Source organism: Micromonospora sp. NPDC049282 (assembly GCF_043197045.1).
Taxonomy (GTDB): Bacteria; Actinomycetota; Actinomycetes; order Mycobacteriales; family Micromonosporaceae; genus Micromonospora.
Map to the genome: position 1 here is coordinate 224,429 of NZ_JBICSL010000005.1, position 19,140 is coordinate 243,568.

The 19,140-nt window shown below is 75.4% G+C and carries 18 protein-coding genes and 1 pseudogene; 12 read left to right on the forward strand and 7 right to left on the reverse strand.

Going from position 1 to position 19,140, the window contains the following annotated elements; all coding sequences use genetic code 11:
- Positions 1-27: 27 nt before the first annotated feature.
- Both ACGFI2_RS12045 and ACGFI2_RS12050 read right to left on the reverse strand, forming a co-directional pair.
- A complete protein-coding gene (locus tag ACGFI2_RS12045) occupies positions 28-978 on the reverse strand; it encodes a terpene synthase (RefSeq protein ID WP_393514678.1) in 951 nt (316 codons plus the stop codon).
- A gap of 126 nt (positions 979-1,104) precedes the next feature.
- Positions 1,105-1,734 carry a TIGR03085 family metal-binding protein gene (locus ACGFI2_RS12050; RefSeq protein WP_393514681.1) on the reverse strand — a complete coding sequence of 210 codons (630 nt, stop codon included), beginning with the start codon at positions 1,732-1,734 and terminating at the stop codon, positions 1,105-1,107.
- A 193-nt stretch (positions 1,735-1,927) separates the two neighbouring features.
- Here ACGFI2_RS12050 and ACGFI2_RS12055 point away from each other — a divergent pair, with 193 nt between their 5' ends.
- Positions 1,928-3,796: an ABC transporter ATP-binding protein gene (locus ACGFI2_RS12055; protein ID WP_393514684.1), complete on the forward strand. Its 1,869-nt coding sequence runs from the start codon at positions 1,928-1,930 to the stop codon at positions 3,794-3,796.
- 55 nt (positions 3,797-3,851) lie between these two features.
- A complete protein-coding gene (locus tag ACGFI2_RS12060) occupies positions 3,852-5,627 on the forward strand; it encodes an ABC transporter ATP-binding protein (protein WP_393514687.1) in 1,776 nt (591 codons plus the stop codon).
- A gap of 105 nt (positions 5,628-5,732) precedes the next feature.
- Here ACGFI2_RS12060 and ACGFI2_RS12065 read toward each other — a convergent pair whose 3' ends face one another.
- Genes ACGFI2_RS12065 through ACGFI2_RS12075 form a run of 3 tightly spaced genes read right to left on the reverse strand, consistent with a single transcriptional unit; the run spans position 5,733 to position 7,863 of the window.
- Positions 5,733-6,389 carry a TetR family transcriptional regulator gene (locus tag ACGFI2_RS12065; protein WP_393514690.1) on the reverse strand — a complete coding sequence of 219 codons (657 nt, stop codon included), beginning with the start codon at positions 6,387-6,389 and terminating at the stop codon, positions 5,733-5,735.
- Positions 6,386-7,141: an ABC transporter permease gene (locus ACGFI2_RS12070; protein WP_393514693.1), complete on the reverse strand. Its 756-nt coding sequence runs from the start codon at positions 7,139-7,141 to the stop codon at positions 6,386-6,388. Before ACGFI2_RS12070 ends, ACGFI2_RS12065 begins: the two co-directional genes overlap by 4 nt.
- On the reverse strand, positions 7,138-7,863 hold the full coding sequence (locus ACGFI2_RS12075; RefSeq protein ID WP_393514696.1) for an ABC transporter ATP-binding protein: 726 nt from the start codon (positions 7,861-7,863) through the stop codon (positions 7,138-7,140). Before ACGFI2_RS12075 ends, ACGFI2_RS12070 begins: the two co-directional genes overlap by 4 nt.
- A 107-nt stretch (positions 7,864-7,970) precedes the next feature.
- Here ACGFI2_RS12075 and ACGFI2_RS12080 point away from each other — a divergent pair, with 107 nt between their 5' ends.
- The 5 genes and pseudogenes from ACGFI2_RS12080 to ACGFI2_RS12100 all read left to right on the forward strand — a co-directional run bounded on the left by ACGFI2_RS12080 (position 7,971) and on the right by ACGFI2_RS12100 (position 11,902).
- The gene (locus ACGFI2_RS12080; RefSeq protein ID WP_091059742.1) at positions 7,971-8,360 is read left to right on the forward strand and encodes a MerR family transcriptional regulator; all 390 of its coding nucleotides are present in this window, start codon (positions 7,971-7,973) and stop codon (positions 8,358-8,360) included.
- 163 nt (positions 8,361-8,523) lie between these two features.
- A pseudogene (locus ACGFI2_RS12085) lies at positions 8,524-9,162 on the forward strand (phosphoribosyl-AMP cyclohydrolase); the annotation flags it as partial.
- 180 nt (positions 9,163-9,342) lie between these two features.
- On the forward strand, positions 9,343-9,786 hold the full coding sequence (hisI, locus tag ACGFI2_RS12090; RefSeq protein ID WP_393514990.1) for a phosphoribosyl-AMP cyclohydrolase: 444 nt from the start codon (positions 9,343-9,345) through the stop codon (positions 9,784-9,786).
- Positions 9,783-11,336 (forward strand): anthranilate synthase component I, encoded by a 1,554-nt coding sequence (locus ACGFI2_RS12095; protein WP_393514700.1) that lies wholly within the window; start codon positions 9,783-9,785, stop codon positions 11,334-11,336. The genes hisI and ACGFI2_RS12095 overlap by 4 nt, the downstream gene beginning before the upstream one ends.
- The gene (locus ACGFI2_RS12100; protein WP_393514703.1) at positions 11,333-11,902 is read left to right on the forward strand and encodes a Trp biosynthesis-associated membrane protein; all 570 of its coding nucleotides are present in this window, start codon (positions 11,333-11,335) and stop codon (positions 11,900-11,902) included. Before ACGFI2_RS12095 ends, ACGFI2_RS12100 begins: the two co-directional genes overlap by 4 nt.
- On the opposite strand, the gene ACGFI2_RS12105 is transcribed toward ACGFI2_RS12100, so the two are convergent.
- Entirely contained in the window at positions 11,895-12,170 is a 276-nt protein-coding gene (locus ACGFI2_RS12105) for a hypothetical protein (protein WP_091059754.1), read from the reverse strand. The two genes, ACGFI2_RS12100 and ACGFI2_RS12105, sit on opposite strands and share 8 nt — an antisense overlap.
- Before the next feature lie 441 nt (positions 12,171-12,611).
- On the opposite strand from ACGFI2_RS12105, the gene trpC reads away from it, so the two are divergent.
- From trpC to ACGFI2_RS12130, 5 genes are all read left to right on the forward strand, one after another.
- Positions 12,612-13,415: an indole-3-glycerol phosphate synthase TrpC gene (trpC, locus tag ACGFI2_RS12110; RefSeq protein ID WP_393514993.1), complete on the forward strand. Its 804-nt coding sequence runs from the start codon at positions 12,612-12,614 to the stop codon at positions 13,413-13,415.
- Between the two features lie 37 nt (positions 13,416-13,452).
- Positions 13,453-14,679, forward strand: coding sequence for a tryptophan synthase subunit beta (trpB, locus tag ACGFI2_RS12115; RefSeq protein ID WP_393514706.1), 1,227 nt, complete (start codon positions 13,453-13,455; stop codon positions 14,677-14,679).
- Positions 14,680-14,683: 4 nt separating this feature from the next.
- A complete protein-coding gene (gene trpA / locus ACGFI2_RS12120) occupies positions 14,684-15,487 on the forward strand; it encodes a tryptophan synthase subunit alpha (protein WP_393514709.1) in 804 nt (267 codons plus the stop codon).
- A 272-nt stretch (positions 15,488-15,759) separates the two neighbouring features.
- A complete protein-coding gene (lgt, locus tag ACGFI2_RS12125; RefSeq protein ID WP_393514712.1) occupies positions 15,760-17,025 on the forward strand; it encodes a prolipoprotein diacylglyceryl transferase in 1,266 nt (421 codons plus the stop codon).
- Positions 17,026-17,036: 11 nt separating this feature from the next.
- Positions 17,037-18,224 carry an FAD-dependent oxidoreductase gene (locus ACGFI2_RS12130; protein WP_393514715.1) on the forward strand — a complete coding sequence of 396 codons (1,188 nt, stop codon included), beginning with the start codon at positions 17,037-17,039 and terminating at the stop codon, positions 18,222-18,224.
- A 20-nt stretch (positions 18,225-18,244) separates the two neighbouring features.
- Here ACGFI2_RS12130 and ACGFI2_RS12135 read toward each other — a convergent pair whose 3' ends face one another.
- Entirely contained in the window at positions 18,245-19,087 is an 843-nt protein-coding gene (locus tag ACGFI2_RS12135; protein ID WP_393514718.1) for a GNAT family N-acetyltransferase, read from the reverse strand.
- Between the last annotated feature and the right edge of the window lie 53 nt (positions 19,088-19,140).

A 19,140-nucleotide genomic window follows, 5' to 3' on the forward strand; every position in this document is an offset into this window, starting at 1 on the left:
CTAGTGCTGAATGGCCAGGGTGCCGGCTCAGGTGTACCGGGCGGCGGCGCGGGACCAGTCGTAGGTGGCCCGGATCCAGTGCCGCCGGGTGGCCAGGAACGCCCGTACCCCGTCGTCGGCGTCGGCGAGCAGCGTCGCGTCCCGCTCCGCGTACGCGGCGAGCGTCGCGTTGAAGCGGGCGGCCGCCGCGCGCAGCGCCGCCTCCTCGCCCTGCCCGGTCTCGCCCGCGATCGTGGTGACCAGATTGTGCGTCGCCGGGGCGAGGCCACGCTCCTTGTCGTAGGAGAACAGGTCGTTGCACCAGCAGACCAGATCGGTGGCGAGGCCGTCCAGCGCGGTCAGCGCCGGATCGGCCCGCCGGCTGGAGCCGGGCCGCGCCGGGTTCGCCAGGTCGGTCACCGTGAAGCTGGGCCGTACGCCGCCGGTGTGCCGGCGCATCTGCACGTACTCGGCCACCCCGGGCACCCGCCGGTGCTCCCGGTTGGCCGCCTCCCAGAGCAGCGCCAACAGGTATTCGCGCAACTGGCTGACCAGGCGCAGCAGCAGCGCGGGCCGCCGCACGTCCCGGGCCCGCCGGCACAGGTCGTGCAGGGCCGTCGCGAGCGGGCCGGCGCCGGTCGGGGCCGGCGCGGCCGGGTCGCCGTGCCCGTCGAGCACGGTCAGCAGCGCCGCCACGGTGGGGGCCAGGCGGGTGGGGTCGACGCCCAGGCCGTCGTCGTCGCAGGCGTCGTCCACCACGAACAACCAGTTGATCAGGTCGGTGAGCAGACGCAGGCCGGCCAGGGGCGCCTCCGGGCAGGCCCGTCCGGCCAGCTCCGCGGCGTGCGCGCCGGCCAGCCGGCGCCGCGCGGCCGGATCACCGACCAGGCCGAGGTCGCGTACCCAGTCGGCGCTCTCCGCGGCGACCCGATCGACCGCGGGGTGCCGTCGCGCCGGGAAGGGTGGCTCGTGCAGCGCCGAGAGCGCGAATCCACGCATCCCTGCCCCCTGTCCGCCGCCGGGGAGGCCGGGCGGCGGCCAGGAGCGTACGGCAGGGGAGATCGGATTTCATCACTGGGATGTGCGTTTTTCACAATAAGCCGGTCACGGTTCGCACACGCTCGGTCAGAAGCCCAGCTCGGCGGTCCGCAACCGGTCAGCGGTCCCGACCGGGCCGTCCACCTGCACCCGGGCCACCCGCTGCCGGCCGCTCAGGAACAGGACCAGCTCGCCCGGCGCGCCCACCAGCCGCAGCCGCTCGCCGCCCCGCCCGACCCGGAGCTCGCCGTGCCCGGGCGCCTGCACCAGCACCTCGGCGGGGAAACGCCGCAGCGCCATCCGCGCCAGCAGGGTGACCCGCTTCCAGAGCATCGCCTGCTGGCCGGCCGGCAGGTCGCGCGGGCGCCAGCCGGGCCGGCCCCGGCGCACGTCCTCGTGGTGGACGAAGAACTCCACGCCGTTGGCCAGCTCGTCGGTGAGCGGATTGCTCACCGGGCTCCACACCGGCGGGTGGCGGACCCGGTCGACCAGGTCGGCGTACGGGCCGGCGGCGACCCTGAGGCGGACCGCCTCGCCGTGGCCCCGCAACGGCGGCAGCAGGATGCCACCGGCCGCGTCCGGCCGGCGCTCCCGCACCAGCAGGTGCGCCGCCAGGTCACGGGTGGTCCACCCCTCGTTGACCGTCGGCGCGTCCGGTCCGAGTTCCAGCATCAGGTCGGCGAGCGCCTCGCGCTCCGTCCGGGCGTACCGCGGCATGACCCGATGGTAGGCCCGATCGGGCCGATCGGCGCAGCGCGGCGGCGCGGCGGCGCTGGTCGACCGCCCGCGGCCGGTCGTCGGACGCGCGGTCCGTGGAACGTGACCGCGGACATATCCCGGCCGGGTCGGCGGACGTGGCGGCGAGCGGTAAGGATGGGGGAGAATATTGCGGCTTACGGCGGGGGAGAGCGTGGCGAGCGGGACAAGTCGGGACGTGCTCGGCAGGGGGCTACGGGTGCTCGGCCAGGCCATCCGGGAAGAGCCGAGGATCTTCGCCGTGGCGGTGAGCGGCAGCGTGCTGTTCGGCCTCCTGGTCATCGCCAGCGCCCGGGTGGTGGGAGCGGTCGTCGGCGAGGTGGCCATCCCCGCCGTCCTGCGGGGCGCCGTCGGCACCGGGACCCTCGCCCTGGCCGCGGCGACCCTGTTCGGCATCAGCGTGCTGCGGGTGGTGGGCATCTTCGGCCGGCGGCTCGGCGCCGGCTACATGCAGTACCGGCTCCAGGCCGCCTACCGCCGCCGGGTCACCCGCCGCTACCTGGACCTGCCGCTGGCCTGGCACCACCGCAACTCCACCGGCACGTTGCTCTCCAACGCCAACTCCGACGTGGAGGCCGCCTGGTACCCGATCGCGCCGCTGCCGTTCGCGGTCGGCACGCTGGTGATGCTGGTCGGCGCCGTCGCCTCGCTGTTCCTCACCGACTGGGCGCTCGCCCTGGTCGGCCTCGCCGTCTTCCCCGCGCTGTTCGCGCTCAACGTGGTCTACTCCCGCCGGATGGCGCCCCGGCAGGCCCGAGCCCAGCGACTGCGCGCCGAGGTCAGCGGCATCGCGCACGAGAGCTTCGACGGCGCGCTGGTGGTCAAGACCATGGGCCGCGAGTCGCAGGAGACGGCCCGCTTCGCCGCCCGCGCCGGTGAGCTGCGCGACGCGCTGATCTCCGTCGGCCGGCTGCGCGGCGTCTTCGACCCGATGCTGGAGACGCTGCCCAGCCTCGGCACGCTCGCCGTGCTGGTGGTCGGCGCGGTCCGGCTCAACCAGGGCGCGATCACGGTCACCGAGCTGGTCAGCGTCGCGTTCCTGTTCACCGTGCTCGCCTTCCCGGTGCGGGCCATCGGCTGGGTGCTGGCCGAACTTCCGCGCAGCGTCGCCGGCTGGGACCGGGTGCGTCGTGTCCTGGACGCCACCGGCGACATGCCGTACGGCACGACGGCACTCGACCCGGCCACCCCCGCCCCGGCCACCCTCACGTTCCGCGACGTCCACTTCTCCTACGAGCCGGCCGAGGCGCACCTGCCCGGCGCCGAGGTGCTCGGCGAGGTGACGTTCACCGTGCCGGCCGGGAAGACGGTCGCCCTGGTCGGGCCGACCGGCGCCGGCAAGTCCACCATCGCTTCGCTGGCCGTGCGCCTGGTCGACCCGCGTACCGGCCGGGTGACCCTGGACGGCGTCGACGTGCGCGACCTGACCGCCGCCTCGCTCGCCGCCACGGTGGCGCTGGTGGCCCAGGTGCCGTTCGTCTTCGACGACACGGTCCGGGCCAACATCTCGCTGGACCGGGCCGGCATCGGCGACGACGAGGTGTGGGCGGCGCTGCGGTTGGCCGAGGCGGACGGCTTCGTCGCCGCGCTGCCGGACGGGCTGGACACCATGGTCGGCGAGCGGGGCACCTCGCTTTCCGGCGGGCAGCGGCAGCGGCTCACCCTGGCCCGGGCGCTCGCCGGCCGGCCCCGGCTGCTGGTGCTCGACGACGCCACCAGCGCCGTCGACCCGCGGGTCGAGGCGGCCATCCTGGCTGGCCTGCGCGCCCCCGCGGACGGCGGCGCGCCCGCGTCGATCCTGGTGGTGGCCTACCGGCGGGCCACCATCGCGCTCGCTGACGAGGTGATCTACGTGGAGCAGGGCCGGGTGGTCGCCCGCGGCACCCACCCCGAGCTGCTGGCCACCGTTTCCGGCTACGCCGACCTGGTCACCGCGTACGAGCAGGCCGAGCAGGAGCGCGAGCAGAACCGCACGTACGACGAGGTCACCCCGATGACCTCTGGCCTGGAGGTGGACCGGTGAGCGCGAGGAGCGCAGCGCAGCGGAGCCCCGCAGTCGCGAACGAAAGGCGGGCCCGGTGAGCAGTGTCGCCGCCGAGGAGCGGACCGAGTCGACCTGGGGGACGCTGCGGCGAGGGCTGGCGCTCTCCCCGGAGCTGAGGACCGGGCTCGCCGGCACGCTGGCGCTGGCGCTGGTCTACATGGTCGGCCGGGTGGCCGTGCCGGTGGCGGTGCAGCGCGGCATCGACCACGGCATCGTCGGCGGGCTCGACCTGAATGTCATCTCGCTGACCGTGGCGGTCACCGCCGCCGTGCTGGTGGTCACCACCACCTGCGGCTACCTGATGATGCGCCGGCTGTTCACGGTCAGCGAGACCGCCCTGGCCGGCGTGCGCACCCGGGCGTTCCGGCACGTGCACGACCTGTCCATGCTGCACCAGCAGTCCGAGCGACGCGGGTCGCTGGTCTCCCGGGTCACCAGCGACGTCGACCAGATCACCCAGTTCCTCCAGTGGGGCGGGGTGATCCTTCTCGTCAACCTGGGCCAACTGGTGGTCACCACCGCGGTGATGCTGGCGTACTCCTGGCAGTTGACGCTCGTGGTGCTCGTGGCGTTCGCGCCGGCGGTGCTGGTCATCCGGCGGCTCCAGCGCCGGCTGGCCGGCGCGTACGGGCTGGTCCGGCAGCGGACCGGCACGCTGCTCGGCGCGATCGGCGAGAGCGTGGTGGGCGCGCCGGTGATCCGGGCGTACGGGATCTCCGGGCGCACCGCCCGCCGGCTGGACGCGGCGATCGACGGGCAGCGGGTGGCCCAGCAGCGGGCGATCCGGATCAGCATCGTGGGCAGCTCGGTCGGCGAACTGGCCGCCGGCCTGGCGCTGGCCGGCGTGGTGGTGGTCGGGGTGAGCCTGGGCGTCGACCGCACCCTGTCGGTCGGCCAGCTCACCGCGTTCCTGTTCCTGGTCACGCTCTTCATCCAGCCGGTGCAGATCGCCACCGAGGTGCTCAACGAGGCGCAGAACGCGATCGCCGGCTGGCGCCGGGTGCTCGACGTGCTGGACGTCGCCCCGGACGTGGCCGACCCGGGCCGGCAGGGCCGGGAACTGCCGTCCGGTCCGCTCGACGTCCGCTTCGCCGGCGTGACGTTCGCCTACCCGGGCGGGCCGCCGGTGCTGCACGGCGTGACGCTGGACATCCCGGCCAAGAGCCGTGTGGCGGTAGTGGGGGAGACCGGCAGCGGTAAGACCACGTTCGCCAAGCTCCTCACCCGGTTGATGGACCCGACCGAGGGCGAGGTGCTGCTCTCCGGCGTCGACCTGCGCCGGGTGCGCTTCGACTCGCTGCGTACCCGGGTGGTGATGGTGCCGCAGGACGGCTTCCTGTTCGACACCACGGTCGGGGAGAACGTCCGTTTCGCCCGCCCGGAGCTGACCGACGCCCGCCTCACCGCCGCCTTCACCGAGCTGGGCCTGGCCGACTGGCTGGACGGGCTGCCGGCCGGGTTGGACACCCCGGTCGGGGAGCGCGGCGAGGCGCTCAGCGTCGGCGAGCGGCAGCTCGTGGCGCTGGCCCGCGCCTACGTGGCCGACCCGGACCTGCTGGTGCTCGACGAGGCGACAAGCGCGGTCGACCCGGCCACCGAGGTCCGCCTGCAACGCACGCTGGACGCGGTCACCCGGGGGCGCACCACGCTCGCCATCGCGCACCGGCTCTCCACCGCGCAGGCGGCCGACGAGGTGATCGTGGTGGACCGGGGCCGGATCGTCCAGCGCGGCCCGCACGAGGAGCTGGTGCGCGACACCGACTCGGTCTACGCCCTGCTCTACGCGTCCTGGCTGGAGCAGACCCGCTGACCGCCCTGCGCGCTTCCGCCCGCTCGCAGCCGGCGGTTGTCGTGCCCGTGCCCGCGCCGCACGGCCGGGGCGCCTGCCAGTCCGCCACCACGGCGGCGAAGTCGCTCAGTCGGGCCGTCGCCCGTCCGGGGCGGGCAGCGGGCCGGTGAGGTAGCGCTGGAGGGTCGGGCCGATGGTGAGGGCCAGCGTGTCGGGAGACGCGGACGCGACCGGTTCCAGGCGGATCACGTAGCGCATCATGGCCAGGCCGGCGACCTGGGTGGCGACCAGCGCGCCGCGCAGCGGCGCCTCGGCCGGGTCCAGGTCGAGCTGGGTGAGGACCCGTCGCAGGATCTGGGTGGTCAGGAACTCGCGTAGCAGGCGGGCGGTCCACTGGTTGCTCACCGCGGAGCGCAGCAGGGCCACCGCGGCGACTCCGGCCGGCGAGTCCCACACGCTCAGGAACGTGCGGACCAGCCGCTCGCCGACCTCGTCCGCGCCGCCGGCCATGACCCGCGGCACCAGCTCGGCCGGGTCGACCGGGATCGCCATGGCAGCGCGGAACAGCTCCTCCTTGGCGCCGAAGTAGTGGTGCACCAGCGCCGGGTCCACGCCGGCGGCGGCCGCGACCGCCCGGATCCCGGTGGCGTCGTAGCCGCGCTCGGCGAACGCGGCCCGGGCCGCCGCGAGGATCGCCTCCCGGGTGTCCGGGTTGCCGGGCCGCCGCCCGGTGCGGCGCCGGCTCGTCCGCCGCGCCGGCTCGGCGTCGCCACGCGGGCTCATCCGCTGCGCCGGCGCAGCGTCGCGGCGGCCAGCACCAGCGCGACCACCGCCGCCCCGGCCACGATCGCCACGTCGCGCCACATGGTGCCGGTCGCGTCGGCGTGCGCGCCGACCTCCTGGAGCGCCTCGACCGCGTACGACAGCGGGAGCACGTCGCTGACCGCCTGGAGCCAGCCGGCCATCTGGCCGCGTGGCACGAACAGCCCGCACAGCAGCAGTTGCGGGGCCACCACCACCGGCATGAACTGCACCGCCTGGAACTCGGTACGGGCGAACGCCGAGCAGAACAGGCCGAGCGCCACGGCCAGCACCGCGTTCACGCCGGCGATCAGCACGACCAGCCACGGGCTGCCGGCGGTGTCCAGCCCGAACACCTGGTAGGCCACCAGCGAGGCGACGGTGGACTGGAGCACCCCGGCCAGGCCGAACGCGATGCCGTAGCCGAAGAGCAGGTCGAGCTTGCCCAGCGGCGTGGTGAGCAGCCGCTCCAGCGTGCCGGTGGTGCGCTCGCGGAGCATGGCGATGCTGGTCACCAGGAACATGATGATGAACGGGAAGAAGCCCAGCATGATCAGCGCGACCCGGTCGAAGGTGCGCGGCGCGCCGGGCCGGGTGGGCTGGTCGACGTACATGAAGTAGACAAGCGTGAGCAGCACGGCCGGCACCACGACCAGCAGCGCGACGGTCCGTCGGTCGTGCCGGAGCTGCCGCAGGATCCGCCCGGTCGTGGCGGCCAGGATGCGCCCGTTCATGAGGTGGCCTCCGGCTCGGCGTCGCGGATCAGGCGGAGGAACGCCTCCTCCAGGTCGTCTACGCCGGTGGCGGCGCGGACCGCGGCCGGGGTGTCGTCGGCGATCAGCCGGCCCTCCCGGATCAGCAGCAGCCGGTCGCAGCGCGCCGCCTCGTCCATCACGTGGCTGGAGACCAGCAGCGTGGTGCCGGCGGCGGCCATGGCGTGGAACCGGGCCCACAGGTCGGCCCGCAGGACCGGGTCCTGCCCGACCGTGGGCTCGTCGAGGACGACCAGCTCCGGGTCGCCGACCAGGGCGCAGGCGAGCGAGGCCCGGCTGCGCTGGCCGCCGGAGAGCGTGCCGACCAGTTGGTCGGCCGCCCCGGCCAGGCCGACGTCGGTCACCGCGCGGTCGGCCTCGGCGCGGCCCCGGCCCTGGAGCACGGCGAAGTAGCGGGCGTTCTCCCGCACCGTGAGGTCGGCGTAGACGCTCGGCGCCTGGGTGAGGTAGCCGACCCGCTGGCGCAGCTCGGTCGAGCCGGCGGGCCGGCCGAGCACGTCGACGGTGCCGCCGCCGATCGTCTGCACACCGACCATCGCGCGCATCAGCGTGGTCTTGCCACTGCCGCTGGGGCCCAGCAACCCGGTGACCGTGCCCCGGGGGACGTCGCAGCTGATGCCGTGCAGCACCCGCCGCCCACCCCGGTCGACCACCAGGTCACGGACCGACACCGCGTCGTCCATGACCGCCTCCGACAATTCGTCAACTGTTGAAATCAACGCTAGATGAATTCTTCGCGCCGGGCAATAGCGGTTGACTTCGAGTGGGCTCGAACTGGAAGCCTGGGCGGGTGGACATCGGTATCCGGGAGAAGAGCCTCAGCGTCGGCGAGGCGGCGGAGCGGGTCGGCCTGACCACCTACACGCTGCGCTGGTACGAACAGGAGGGCCTCGTCGCCCCGGTCGGGCGGGACTCCGCCGGCCGTCGGCGCTACACCGAGGCCGACGTCAGCTGGCTGTTCCTGCTGACCCGGCTACGGCGTACCGGGATGCCGGTGCGCGACATGCGCCGCTACGCCGAGCTGGCCCGGCAGGGCGACCGGACGCTCGGCGCGCGACGGGCGCTGTTCGAGGCGCACCGGGTGCGGGTGCTGGCCCGGATGGCCGATCTGACCGAGGACCTGAAGGTGCTCGACCACAAGATCGACGCGTACCGGCGCGCGGAGGAGGAACTAGGCTGAAGCCGCCCGCAGCGGACACCCGGTCCGCCATCGGTCATTGCGCCGAAGATCGGACTTCCGGCACCATGTCGCGGTGGGTCCCGCTTCGTTGCCCGAGTCCGGATTCCTCGACGACTGGGCCGCCCGCCTCCGGCAGGCCGCGGACCGACCGGTCGTCGGGATCATGCTGCGTGGCAGTCACGCCCGGCGGGCCGCCACCGAGCACAGCGACGTCGACGTGGACGTGCTCGTCGCGGCCGACGACGACCGTCCCGCCTCGTCGACCCGCCCCCGCCCCGCCGACCGCTACGCCGTGCGGCGCGCCTACCTGGCCGAGTTCGACGGCCGCCTGGTGCACGTCTCGGTGGCGTCCCGGGACGTCCGCTCCTGGGTGCACCGGCTCGGCCAGCCCGCCGACTGGGCGTTCGGGCTCCCGGTCACCGCACCGGCCCGACTGCTCTGGGCGGTGCCGGAGTGGCGCCGCCGGATCGACCTGCCCGTGCTGTGCCAGCCCGCGGACGAGCCGCGCCTGGAGGAGTTGATCGCCACGCTGGGCAAGGTCGCCGGCGCCCGCTGGGCCGGCGACCCGATCGGCGTCCGGCTCGCCGCGGCCGACCTGGCCCGGCTCTGCCCCTCGGTGCTCCGGCTGGCCAACCCGTCGGTCCGGGTGGTGTCCCGGCGGGCGGCCCTGACCGCCGCGCTGGACCTGCCGGTCGCCCCGCCCGGCTACCGCGCCGACATGCTGCTCTGCCTCGGGCTGCGCGACGGCGACCCGACCGAGGTCGGCGCCGCCGCCGGCCGGCTGGTCACCGGGATCGTCCCGCTGGTCCGCCCGTACGCCGGGGAGGTCGCCGCGGTGGCCGGCGCGGACCTGGCCGAGGCGCTGGCCGACGGTCGGGTGGACCGCTACCTCGGTCAGCTCAGGCAGGCCCTGCACGCGGTGCCGCCCGTCACCCGGGACACGTCTTCGGTGCCGGCGCCGCGTGCGGGAGAATGGTCAACCGTGCCCGCCTCTGACGCGCCGGTGACCGGCGCACCCACCCGCCCCGGCGCCCCAGCCCGCCCCGTGGCCCCCGGCCCGGACCGCCCCTCCCGGCTCGACCCGGCCATCGCGGCCAAGCTGCGCCGCGGCCCGGACGGCCTGGTCGCCGCCGTGGTCCGCGCGCACGACTCGGGGGAGGTGCTGATGGTCGCCTGGATGGACGACGAGGCGCTGCACCGCACGCTCACCACCGGCCGGGCCACCTACTGGTCCCGCAGCCGGGGGGAGTACTGGGTCAAGGGCGCCACCTCCGGCCACCACCAGTACGTCCGCTCGGTCGCGCTGGACTGCGACGGCGACGCGCTGCTGGTCAGCGTGGAGCAGGTCGGCGCGGCCTGCCACACCGGGCACCGGACCTGCTTCTTCACCGACCTCCCGGTCAGCTCGCCGGAGGTGACCCCGTGACCGACGGCGCGGTCCGCCCCAACCGGTCCGCCTTCGCCGAGCTGGCCGACCGCTGGCGGGTCGTGCCGGTCACCCGGCGGCTGCTGGCCGACGCCGAGACCCCGGTCGGGGTCTACCGCAAGCTCGCCGGCGGTCCCGGCACGTTCCTGCTGGAGTCCGCCGAGCAGGGCGTCGGCTCGGCCGGCACGGCCTGGTCGCGCTACTCGTTCATCGGCGTACGCAGCGGCGCCACGCTCACCGAGCGCGGCGGCGAGGCGAGCTGGACCGGCGCCCCGCCGGCCGGCGTGCCCACCTCCGGCGACCCGGTCACCGTGCTCCGGCAGACCGTCGCCGCGCTCGCCGGCCCGGCCTGGGACCCGGACGGCGACATGCCGCCCCTCACCGGCGGCCTGGTCGGCTACCTCGGCTACGACCTGGTCCGCCGGTTCGAGCGGCTGCCGGAGCTGACCGAGGACGAGCTGGACGTGCCCGAGCTGGGCATGATGCTCGCCACCGACCTGGTGGTGCTCGACCACTACGAGGGCTCGGCGATCCTGGTCGCCAACGCGGTCCTGCCCCCGCCGGACGCGCCCGACCGGCCGGAGCGGGTGGCCGCCGCGTACCACCACGCGGTGGGCCGCCTGGACGCGATGACCACCGCCCTGTCCCGACCGATTCCGCCCATGGTCGCCACGGTCGACCGCCCCGGCGTGGGCGAGGTGGCCAGCCGGACGCCCGACGGCGGCTACCCGAAGGCGGTGGAGGCGGCCAAGGAGGCGATCCGGGCCGGTGAGTGCTTCCAGATCGTGCTCAGCCAGCGTTTCGAACGCGCCACCGAAGCCGACCCGCTCGACGTCTACCGGGTGCTGCGCACCACCAACCCCAGCCCGTACATGTACCTGCTGCGTTTCGACGGCTTCGACATCGTCGGCTCGTCGCCGGAGGCGCACCTCAAGGTGAGCGCCGGCCCGGACGGGCGGCGCCGCGCGCTGCTGCACCCGATCGCCGGCACCCGGCCGCGCGGCGGCTCGCCCGACGCCGACGCCCGGCTCGCCGCCGAGCTGCTCGCCGACCCGAAGGAACGCGCCGAGCACGTCATGCTGGTCGACCTGGGCCGCAACGACCTGGGCCGGGTCTGCCGTCCGGGCACCGTCCAGGTGCCGGAGTTCGCCACCATCGAGCGCTACAGCCACGTCATGCACATCGTCTCGACGGTGGTCGGCGAGCTGCGCGACGACCGCACCGCGTTCGACGCGCTGGCCGCGACGTTCCCCGCCGGCACGCTCAGCGGCGCGCCCAAGGTGCGGGCCATGGAGATCATCGAGGAGCTGGAGCCGGTCCGCCGCGGCGTCTACGGCGGCACCGTCGGCTACTTCGCCTTCGGCGGCGACCTGGACATGGCCATCGCCATCCGCACCGCGCTGATCCGAGACGGCCGGGCCTACGTGCAGGCCGGTGCCGGTGTGGTGGCCGATTCCGATCCCGCCGCCGAGGACCAGGAGACGCGGAACAAGGCCGCCGCCGTGCTCGCCGCGATCGCCGCCGCCGAGACGCTGCGGCCGGCCCGATGAGCGCGCCGGTCACCGCCGCGGCCGGCCGGACCGCCGCCCGCGGCCGGCGCGAGCTGGCGTACGCGGTGCTGCTCTGCCTGGCCGGGGCGGGCCTGGCCGCGTGGGCGGTGACCCGGGCCTGGTCGGTGGAGCTGACCGCGCGCGGCGCCCTGCCGCCCGGGCAGCGGGCCCGCACCGGCGCGGACCTGCTGCCCTGGGTGTCGGCGCTGGCCTACGTCGGGTTGGCCGGCGGCGGTGCGGTGCTGGCGACCCGGGGGCGGCTGCGCCGGCTGCTGGGCGCGGTGCTGACCGGCGTCGGGCTGGCCGTGGCGGTCGGCGGCGGCGTCGGTCTGGCCGAGGCCGGGGTGAGCCGGCACTGGCCGGCACTGGTGCTGGTGGGCGGCCTGGGCCTGGCGGCCGGTGGGGCGTTCACCGCGTCGCGCGGCGACGGCTGGCCGGCGATGGGGGCCCGCTACGAGCGGCGGTCGGGGCCGGCGGCTGCCGGCGCCGACCGGCCGGCGGTCGAGCGGGGCACCCGGGACGCGTGGGACGCGCTGGACCGGGGCGAGGACCCGACGGTCAGCTGACCGGCTGCGCCTCGCGCGCGTCGCGGCGTTCCCGGGCCGCGGCCCGGGCGGCGGTCAGCTCGGCCACCAGCCGCTCCAGTTCGCGGCGCTGGGCGGCCCGGGCGCGGTCGGCGCAGACCGCCTCCCAGGCGTTGCCCCGGGCGGTACGCGTACGCCCGTCACCCGCCGCGGCGCGTTCGAGCGTGTGCACCACCCCGACGGCGAGCGAGGCGACGGTCCGGGAGATGGTCGTCAGCCCGAGGTTCTGGTTCGGCCCGTTGGCGCTCATGGTTCACCCCACACGAGATCGTTGGCTACGGTCTGCGGCAGCCTCGACGAGTCTGCCCGAGGACGATGCTGCCGGTGGAACGTTTCGCCGTCGTGAAGTACAGGTCAACGGTCCGGCAGCGGGCGCGACCTGGGCAGGGCCGGAGGTCCTTGACGTTGGTCACAACGGGTCCGATGCCGGCCTGCGGCGCGCGCCCGGCCGTGGTGAGATAGGGCATGGGCAGCGGTCGATGCCTCCGGTGGCGCTGCGTGACACGGCGTTCACCGGAAGTCGGTCATCATGCCACAGCCCATGTGGTGAGGTGCGCCATACCCCCGGCATGTGTCGCCAGGTGGCGCCCCCTAGCATCGGCCCATGACGCCCGGAGAGGGGAGTCCGTTGGTGACTGCTGAGCATGCGCACGCGGAGGGGGACGACGCCGGAGCGGCGCCGTCCGCAGGCGTGCTCGACGAGATCCTGGCCGGCGTGCGCGAGGACGTCGCGCGGCGGCAGGAGCAGGTTCCGCTGGAGCGGATCCGTGACCTGGCCGCCGCCGCGCCGCCGCCGCTCGACGCGTACGCGGCGCTGCGCCGACCCGGCGTGGCCGTGATCGCGGAGGTGAAGCGCTCGTCGCCGTCCAAGGGGCGGCTGGCCGAGATCGCCGATCCGGCCGACCTGGCCGGTGACTACGCGGCCGGTGGCGCGCGGGCGATCAGCGTGCTGACCGAGGGGCGCTGGTTCGGTGGGTCGCTGGACGACCTGGCCGCCGTGCGCGCCGCGGTGAACGTGCCGGTGCTGCGCAAGGACTTCGTGGTCTCCAGCTATCAGGTGCACGAGGCCCGGGCGCACGGCGCCGACCTGGTGCTGCTGATCGTCGCCGCGCTGGAGCAGAACGCCCTGGTCGGCCTGCTGGAGCGGATCGAGTCGCTGGGCATGACCGCGCTGGTCGAGGTGCACACCGAGGAAGAGGCGGACCGGGCCCTGGAGGCGGGCGCGCAGGTGATCGGCGTCAACGCCCGCGACCTGCGTACCCTGGAGGTCGACCGCTCGGTGTTCGAGCGGATCGCACCCGGCCTGCCGAGCAGCGTCGTCAAGATCGCCGAGTCGGGCGTGCGCGGTCCGCACGACCTCATCCGGTACGCCTCGGCCGGCGCCGACGCCGTCCTGGTGGGCGAGGGCCTGGTCACCCAGAAGAGCCCCCGCGAGGCGGTCGCCGAGCTGGTCAACGCCGGTAACCACCCGGCCACGCCCCGCCCGGTGCGCTGAGCCGCGCCGGGCCACCCGAACCGAGAGGACGCCCGCGATGAGCGCCGCACCCGCAGCCGGCCAGGTTCCCGACGCCGCCGGCCACTTCGGCCGGTTCGGCGGCCGGTTCGTCCCCGAGGCGCTGGTCGCCGCGCTGGACGAGCTGGACGCGGCGTACCGGAAGGCGATGGGCGACGACGAGTTCCTCGCCGAGTTCGACGCCCTGCTGCGTGACTACGCCGGCACGCCGTCCGAGCTGTACGAGGCCCGCCGGCTCTCCGCCCAGCTGGGGGCGCGCGTCCTGCTCAAGCGCGAGGACCTGAACCACACCGGCGCCCACAAGATCCGCAATGTGCTCGGCCAGGCGCTGCTCACCCGGCGGATGGGCAAGCGGCGGGTGATCGCGGAGACCGGCGCCGGCCAGCACGGCGTGGCCACCGCGACCGCCGCCGCCCTGTTCGACCTCGAGTGCGTCGTCTACATGGGCGAGGTGGACACCGAGCGGCAGGCGCTCAACGTGGCCCGGATGCGGATGCTCGGCGCCACCGTGGTCCCGGTGACGGCCGGCTCGCGCACGCTCAAGGACGCGATGAACGAGGCGATGCGCGACTGGGTCGCCAACGTCGAGGACACCCACTACCTGATCGGCACCGCGGCCGGACCGCACCCGTTCCCGGAGATGGTGCGGGACTTCGTGCGCGGCATCGGCGTGGAGGCCCGCCGGCAGTGCCTGGACCTGACCGGCGCGCTGCCGGACGCGGTCGCGGCCTGCGTCGGCGGCGGCTCCAACGCGCTCGGCATCTTCCACGCCTTCGTGCCCGACGCCGACGTGCGGCTCTACGGCTTCGAGGCGGGCGGCGAGGGCGTGACGACCGGCCGGCACGCCGCCAGCATCACCGGCGGCTCGGCGGGGGTGCTGCACGGCACCCGCACCTACGTCCTGCAGGACGCCGACGGCCAGACCATCGAGTCGCACTCGATCTCGGCCGGCCTGGACTATCCGGGCGTCGGGCCGGAGCACGCCTGGCTGCACGACGCCGGCCGGGCCACCTACCTGCCGGTCGACGACGCCGAGGCGATGGCCGCGTTCGAGCTGCTCTGCCGCACCGAGGGGATCATCCCGGCGATCGAGAGCGCGCACGCGCTGGCCGGCGCCCGGCGGATCGCCCCGGACCTCGCCGCCGAGCTGGGCCGGGAGCCGGTGATCGTGGTCAACCTCTCCGGCCGGGGCGACAAGGACGTGCACACGGCCGGGGCATACTTCGGCATCCTCGACAAGGAGTGACAGCGTGAGCCGCATCGGGGTCACCTTCGACAAGGCCCGGGCCGACGGGCGGGCCGTGCTGGTCGGCTGCATGCCGGCCGGCTTCCCGACCGTCGAGGGCAGCATCGCCGCCATGACCGCCATGGTCGAGGCGGGTGTCGACGTCGTCGAGGTGGAGATCCCCTACTCCGACCCGGTGATGGACGGCCCGGTCATCCAGAAGGCCAGCGACATCGCGCTGGCCGGTGGCGTGCGCACCGCCGACGCGCTGCGCGTCGTCGAGGCGGTCGCCGCGACCGGCGCGTCGGTGGTCACGATGACCTACTGGAACCCGGTCGAGCAGTACGGCGTCGACGCGTTCGCCCGTGACATGGCCGCGGCCGGCGGCACCGGGCTCGTCACGCCGGACCTGATCCCGGACGAGGCCGCCGAGTGGCTGGCCGCCTCCGACGCGCACGGCCTGGACCGGACGTTCCTGGTGTCGCCGTCCTCCACCGACGCCCGGCTGCGGATGACCGTCGAGCACTGCCGCGGCTTCGTCTACGCCACCGCGATCATGGGGGTCACCGGCGCGCGGGCGCAGACCTCCGAGGCGGCGCCGATCCTGGTCTCCCGGGTGCGCGGGGTCACCGACCTGCCGGTCGGGGTCGGGCTGGGCGTGGGCACCGGCGCCCAGGCGGCCACCGTCGCCGGCTACGCCGACGCGGTGATCGTGGGCAGCGCGCTGGTGCGGTGCGTGCTCGACGCGCCGGACCAGGCCGCCGGCCTGACCGCCCTGCGCAAGCTCAGCGCCGAACTCGCCGAGGGCGTCCGCAACCCGGTCCGCTGACGCCGCCCCGACCTCGCTGTCGCCCGTCGCTCCGCCCCGTCACCGGGCCGCTGGGCTCGCCCCGCCGTGGCCCGGCGCGCTGAGTCGTGCACGCCATCAACTTCGCAGGCACTCGGACGGCAGGGCCGCAGGCGCGTGCTCGGTAGAGGATGACCAACGGTCGATCCGATCGGGCGGACCGGCCGCGCCGGCGGACGTCGGCCCGTTCGACGCGCGCGGCGGAGCGGCCCGGGGTGCCGCGCACCCGGTCCGCACCGGTACCGTGTGCACCCGTGACCCTCGCCCCGATGACCCCCCTGGCGGCCATGCCCAGCCCCAGCACCGCCGTCTGGCAGCTCGGTCCGGTTCCGATCCGGGCGTACGCGCTCTGCATCATCGCCGGCATCGTGGTGGCCTGCGTGGTCACCGAGTACCGGTTGCGCCGCCGTGGCGTCGCTCCGGGCGCGGTGCTCGACATCGCCGTCTGGGCGGTGCCCGCGGGCATCATCGGCGCCCGGATCTACCACGTGATCACCTCCCCGGAGAAATACTTCGGTGACGGCGGCCAGCCGCTCAAGGCGTTCGCCATCTGGGAGGGTGGTCTCGGCATCTGGGGCGCGGTGGCCGGCGGCGCGGTCGGCGCCTGGATCGCCGCTCGGCAGCTCGGCATCCCGCTCACCGTGGTCGCCGACGCGCTGGCCCCGGGCCTGCCCCTGGCGCAGGCCGTGGGCCGGTTGGGCAACTGGTTCAACAACGAGCTGTACGGCGGGCGCACCAGCCTGCCGTGGGGGCTCGAGGTGCACGTGATGGATCCGGACAATCCTGGTCACGCGCTGCGCGACGACGCCGGCAGCCCGGTCCTGCAACCGGGGCTCTACCATCCGACGTTCCTCTACGAGTTGATCTGGAACGTCGGTGTCGCCGCGCTGGTGCTGATCCTCGACCGCAAGCTGCGGCTGGGCCGGGGCCGGGCCTTCGCGCTCTACGTGATGGGCTACACGGCGGGCCGGTTCTGGATCGAGCTGATGCGCACCGACGAGGCCAACCACATCCTCGGGGTCCGGCTCAACGTCTGGACCGCGGCGCTGGTCTTCCTCGGCGCGCTCGCCTACTTCGTCCGGGTGCGCGGCCCGAGGGAATATCTCGTCCCGGTGGGCGAGCCGGGCGTGCCGGTGACGGCGGCCGGCGACGTGTCCCAGGTCGACCTCTCCGCCCGGGAGGCCGGGGCGGCGACGGTGGCGCCCGAGGGCTACCGGGTGGTGACGGAGGAACAGTTCCGCGCGTACCGGGAGACCGGCGCCCTGCCCCCGGTGGAGCCGGCGGCGACCGACGGGCCCGACTCCGACGGCGCCGCCACCGACCGGCCCGACTCCGACCGTGCCGCCACCGACGGCGACGACCCGACCGACCGTGCCGCGACGGGCGGCGACGACCCGACCGACCGTGCCGCGACGGGCGGCGACGACCCGACCGACCGTGCCGCGACCGACGGCACCGGCGAGGCCGAGCACGCCGGCCGGGCGGACACCGGCGGGCGCCCGGCGGACCGGGACAGCTGAGCGGAGGAGCCATGCGCAGCGCGGTGGTGGTCGGCGCAGGCCTCGGCGGGATGGCGGTGGCCGGCGCGCTGGCCCGCTCCGGATGGCAGGTCACGCTGCTGGAACGGGCCGACCGGATCCGGCCGGAGGCGACCGCCGTGGTGCTCTGGCCGAACGGGGTACTCGCGCTGCGCGCCCTCGGCCTCGGCGCCGGGCTGGACGCGATCGCCACCCCGCTGCCCGACGGCGGGATCCGTCGCCCGGACGGGCAGTGGCTGGTGCAGCCCCGCCCCACCCCGGCCGACCGGATGCCGGTGGTGGTGCACCGGGAGGACCTGCACGACGCGCTCGTCGCCGGGCTGGGCGAGCAGGTGGAGCTCCGTACCGGGGTGAGCGTGCGGAGCGTGCGCACGGCGGCGGGGGAGCGACCCGCGGTCGGCGACGGCCGGCACCTGTTCGAGGCGGACCTGGTGGTGGCGGCCGACGGCACCGACAGCGAGATCCGGCGGCAGCTCGCCCCGGAGACCGCCGTGGTGAGTTCCGGCTGCGCCGCCTGGCGGGCGGTCATCCCCTGGTACCGGGCTCCGCAGCTCCCCGCCGACCAGCCCGCGCACGGCGAGACGCTCGGCGCCGGCTACCGGTTCGTGGCCGCGTCGCTCGGCGAGCGGGGCACCGCGGGCGCCTCCCGGCGGGGCGGCATCTACTGGGTGGCCACCGCCGCGGGGGCGCCCCGCCCGGAGCCGCCGGAGATCCGGCTCGCCCTGCTCAAGCGCTGGTTCGCGGGCTGGCCGGCGCCGATCGGCACGCTGCTGGAGGCGACCGACCCGGCCGACGTGGTGCAACAGGAGGTCCGCGAGCTGCGGCCGCTGCCCCGGTCGTACGGCTTCGGAGTGGGCCCGGGCGGGGTGGTGCTGCTCGGCGACGCCGCGCACGCCATGCCGCCGCACCTCGGGCAGGGCGCCTGCCTCGCGTTCGAGGACGCGGCCACGCTCGCCGCCCTGCTGCGCGAGTCGCGGTTGCCGGACGCGGTGACCGCCTACGACCGGCTGCGCCGTCCCCGCGCGGCGACCATGGTCCGGCAGACCCGCCGGATGTCGGCGGTGCTGCAGGCCCGGGGCCGGTTGGCGCTGCGTGCCCGGGACGCCGCGCTGGGCACGATCAGCCCCCGGCTGCGCAACACGGCCGCCGCGGCGGCCGCCGCCTGGCAACCGCCGTCCTGACCGGGCGCGGCCCGGCGCTTCTAGATGACCGCGGCCGGCTCGGCGACGCAGGCCGTGCCGACCCGGCGGAAGCCGACCCGCAGGTAGACCCGGGCGATCTCCTCGCTGCCCGCGCTCAGGAAGATCAGTTCGGTGCCGGCGGCGCGCAGTTCCCGGGCCAGCGTGGCGGTCACCGCGGCGCCCAGCCCGCGCCGCCGGGCGGACGGCAGGGTGGCCACCCCGGCGATCTCCGCCACGTCGCCGACCCGCATCGCCATGCCGCTGGCCAGCGCCCCGTCCGGTCCGGTGGCGGCGAGCACCGAGACGCGCCGTCCGTCGGCCACCCGGGCCGCCTCCTCCTCCAGTGCGTCGACGTCCAGCCGGGCGAGCGCGGCGTCCCGTTCGGCCGGCCCGGCCTCGCCCCGCGCGGTGCCGCCGTGGGCGAAGCCGACCGCGGCGACGGCCCGGCGCAGCGCGATGTCCGCCGCGAAGCCCGGGTCGCCCGGGTCCAGCACCCGCACCGGTACGTCGCTGAGCGTCGCCGGGTCGGGCAGCCGCTCCGCCTCCAGCAGCATGAGCGGCGCCTCCAGCACGTTCAGCCCCGCCGAGCGGGCCACCGCCAGCAGGTCCGGCTGGTGCTCGTGCACCCACTCGAACGCCTCCGGCAGGCCCAGCTCCCGCTGCCGGGCGCGGACGGCGGTCACCTCGGCCAGCGTGGGCGGGTCGGTGGCGTCGAGACGGGGGCGGGCGTAGAACGGCCAGCCGGCGCCGTCGCGGACGAACAGCACCAGGGAGTCGAACTCCTCCGTCCGGGCCCCGTCGCGGGGCACCGCGTCGTAGAACCGCTCCAACCGGTCGAGTACGTCAGCTCGTACGACATCCACCGCGCGAGACTACATGTCCCAGCATCTGGAAGTGTGATCAATCTGAACTGGCC

Bases quoted from the DNA above. Each gene is read 5' to 3' on its own strand.
- ACGFI2_RS12105 (WP_091059754.1), bottom strand. From the start codon at position 12,170: ATGAGCGCCAACGGGCCGAACCAGAACCTCGGGCTGACGACCATCTCC.
- ACGFI2_RS12075 (WP_393514696.1), bottom strand. From the start codon at position 7,863: ATGGACGACGCGGTGTCGGTCCGTGACCTGGTGGTCGACCGGGGTGGG.
- ACGFI2_RS12100 (WP_393514703.1), top strand. From the start codon at position 11,333: ATGAGCGCGCCGGTCACCGCCGCGGCCGGCCGGACCGCCGCCCGCGGC.
- ACGFI2_RS12045 (WP_393514678.1), bottom strand. From the start codon at position 978: ATGCGTGGATTCGCGCTCTCGGCGCTGCACGAGCCACCCTTCCCGGCG.
- trpB (WP_393514706.1), top strand. From the start codon at position 13,453: ATGAGCGCCGCACCCGCAGCCGGCCAGGTTCCCGACGCCGCCGGCCAC.
- ACGFI2_RS12065 (WP_393514690.1), bottom strand. From the start codon at position 6,389: ATGAGCCCGCGTGGCGACGCCGAGCCGGCGCGGCGGACGAGCCGGCGC.
- ACGFI2_RS12050 (WP_393514681.1), bottom strand. From the start codon at position 1,734: ATGCCGCGGTACGCCCGGACGGAGCGCGAGGCGCTCGCCGACCTGATG.
- ACGFI2_RS12130 (WP_393514715.1), top strand. From the start codon at position 17,037: ATGCGCAGCGCGGTGGTGGTCGGCGCAGGCCTCGGCGGGATGGCGGTG.
- ACGFI2_RS12070 (WP_393514693.1), bottom strand. From the start codon at position 7,141: ATGAACGGGCGCATCCTGGCCGCCACGACCGGGCGGATCCTGCGGCAG.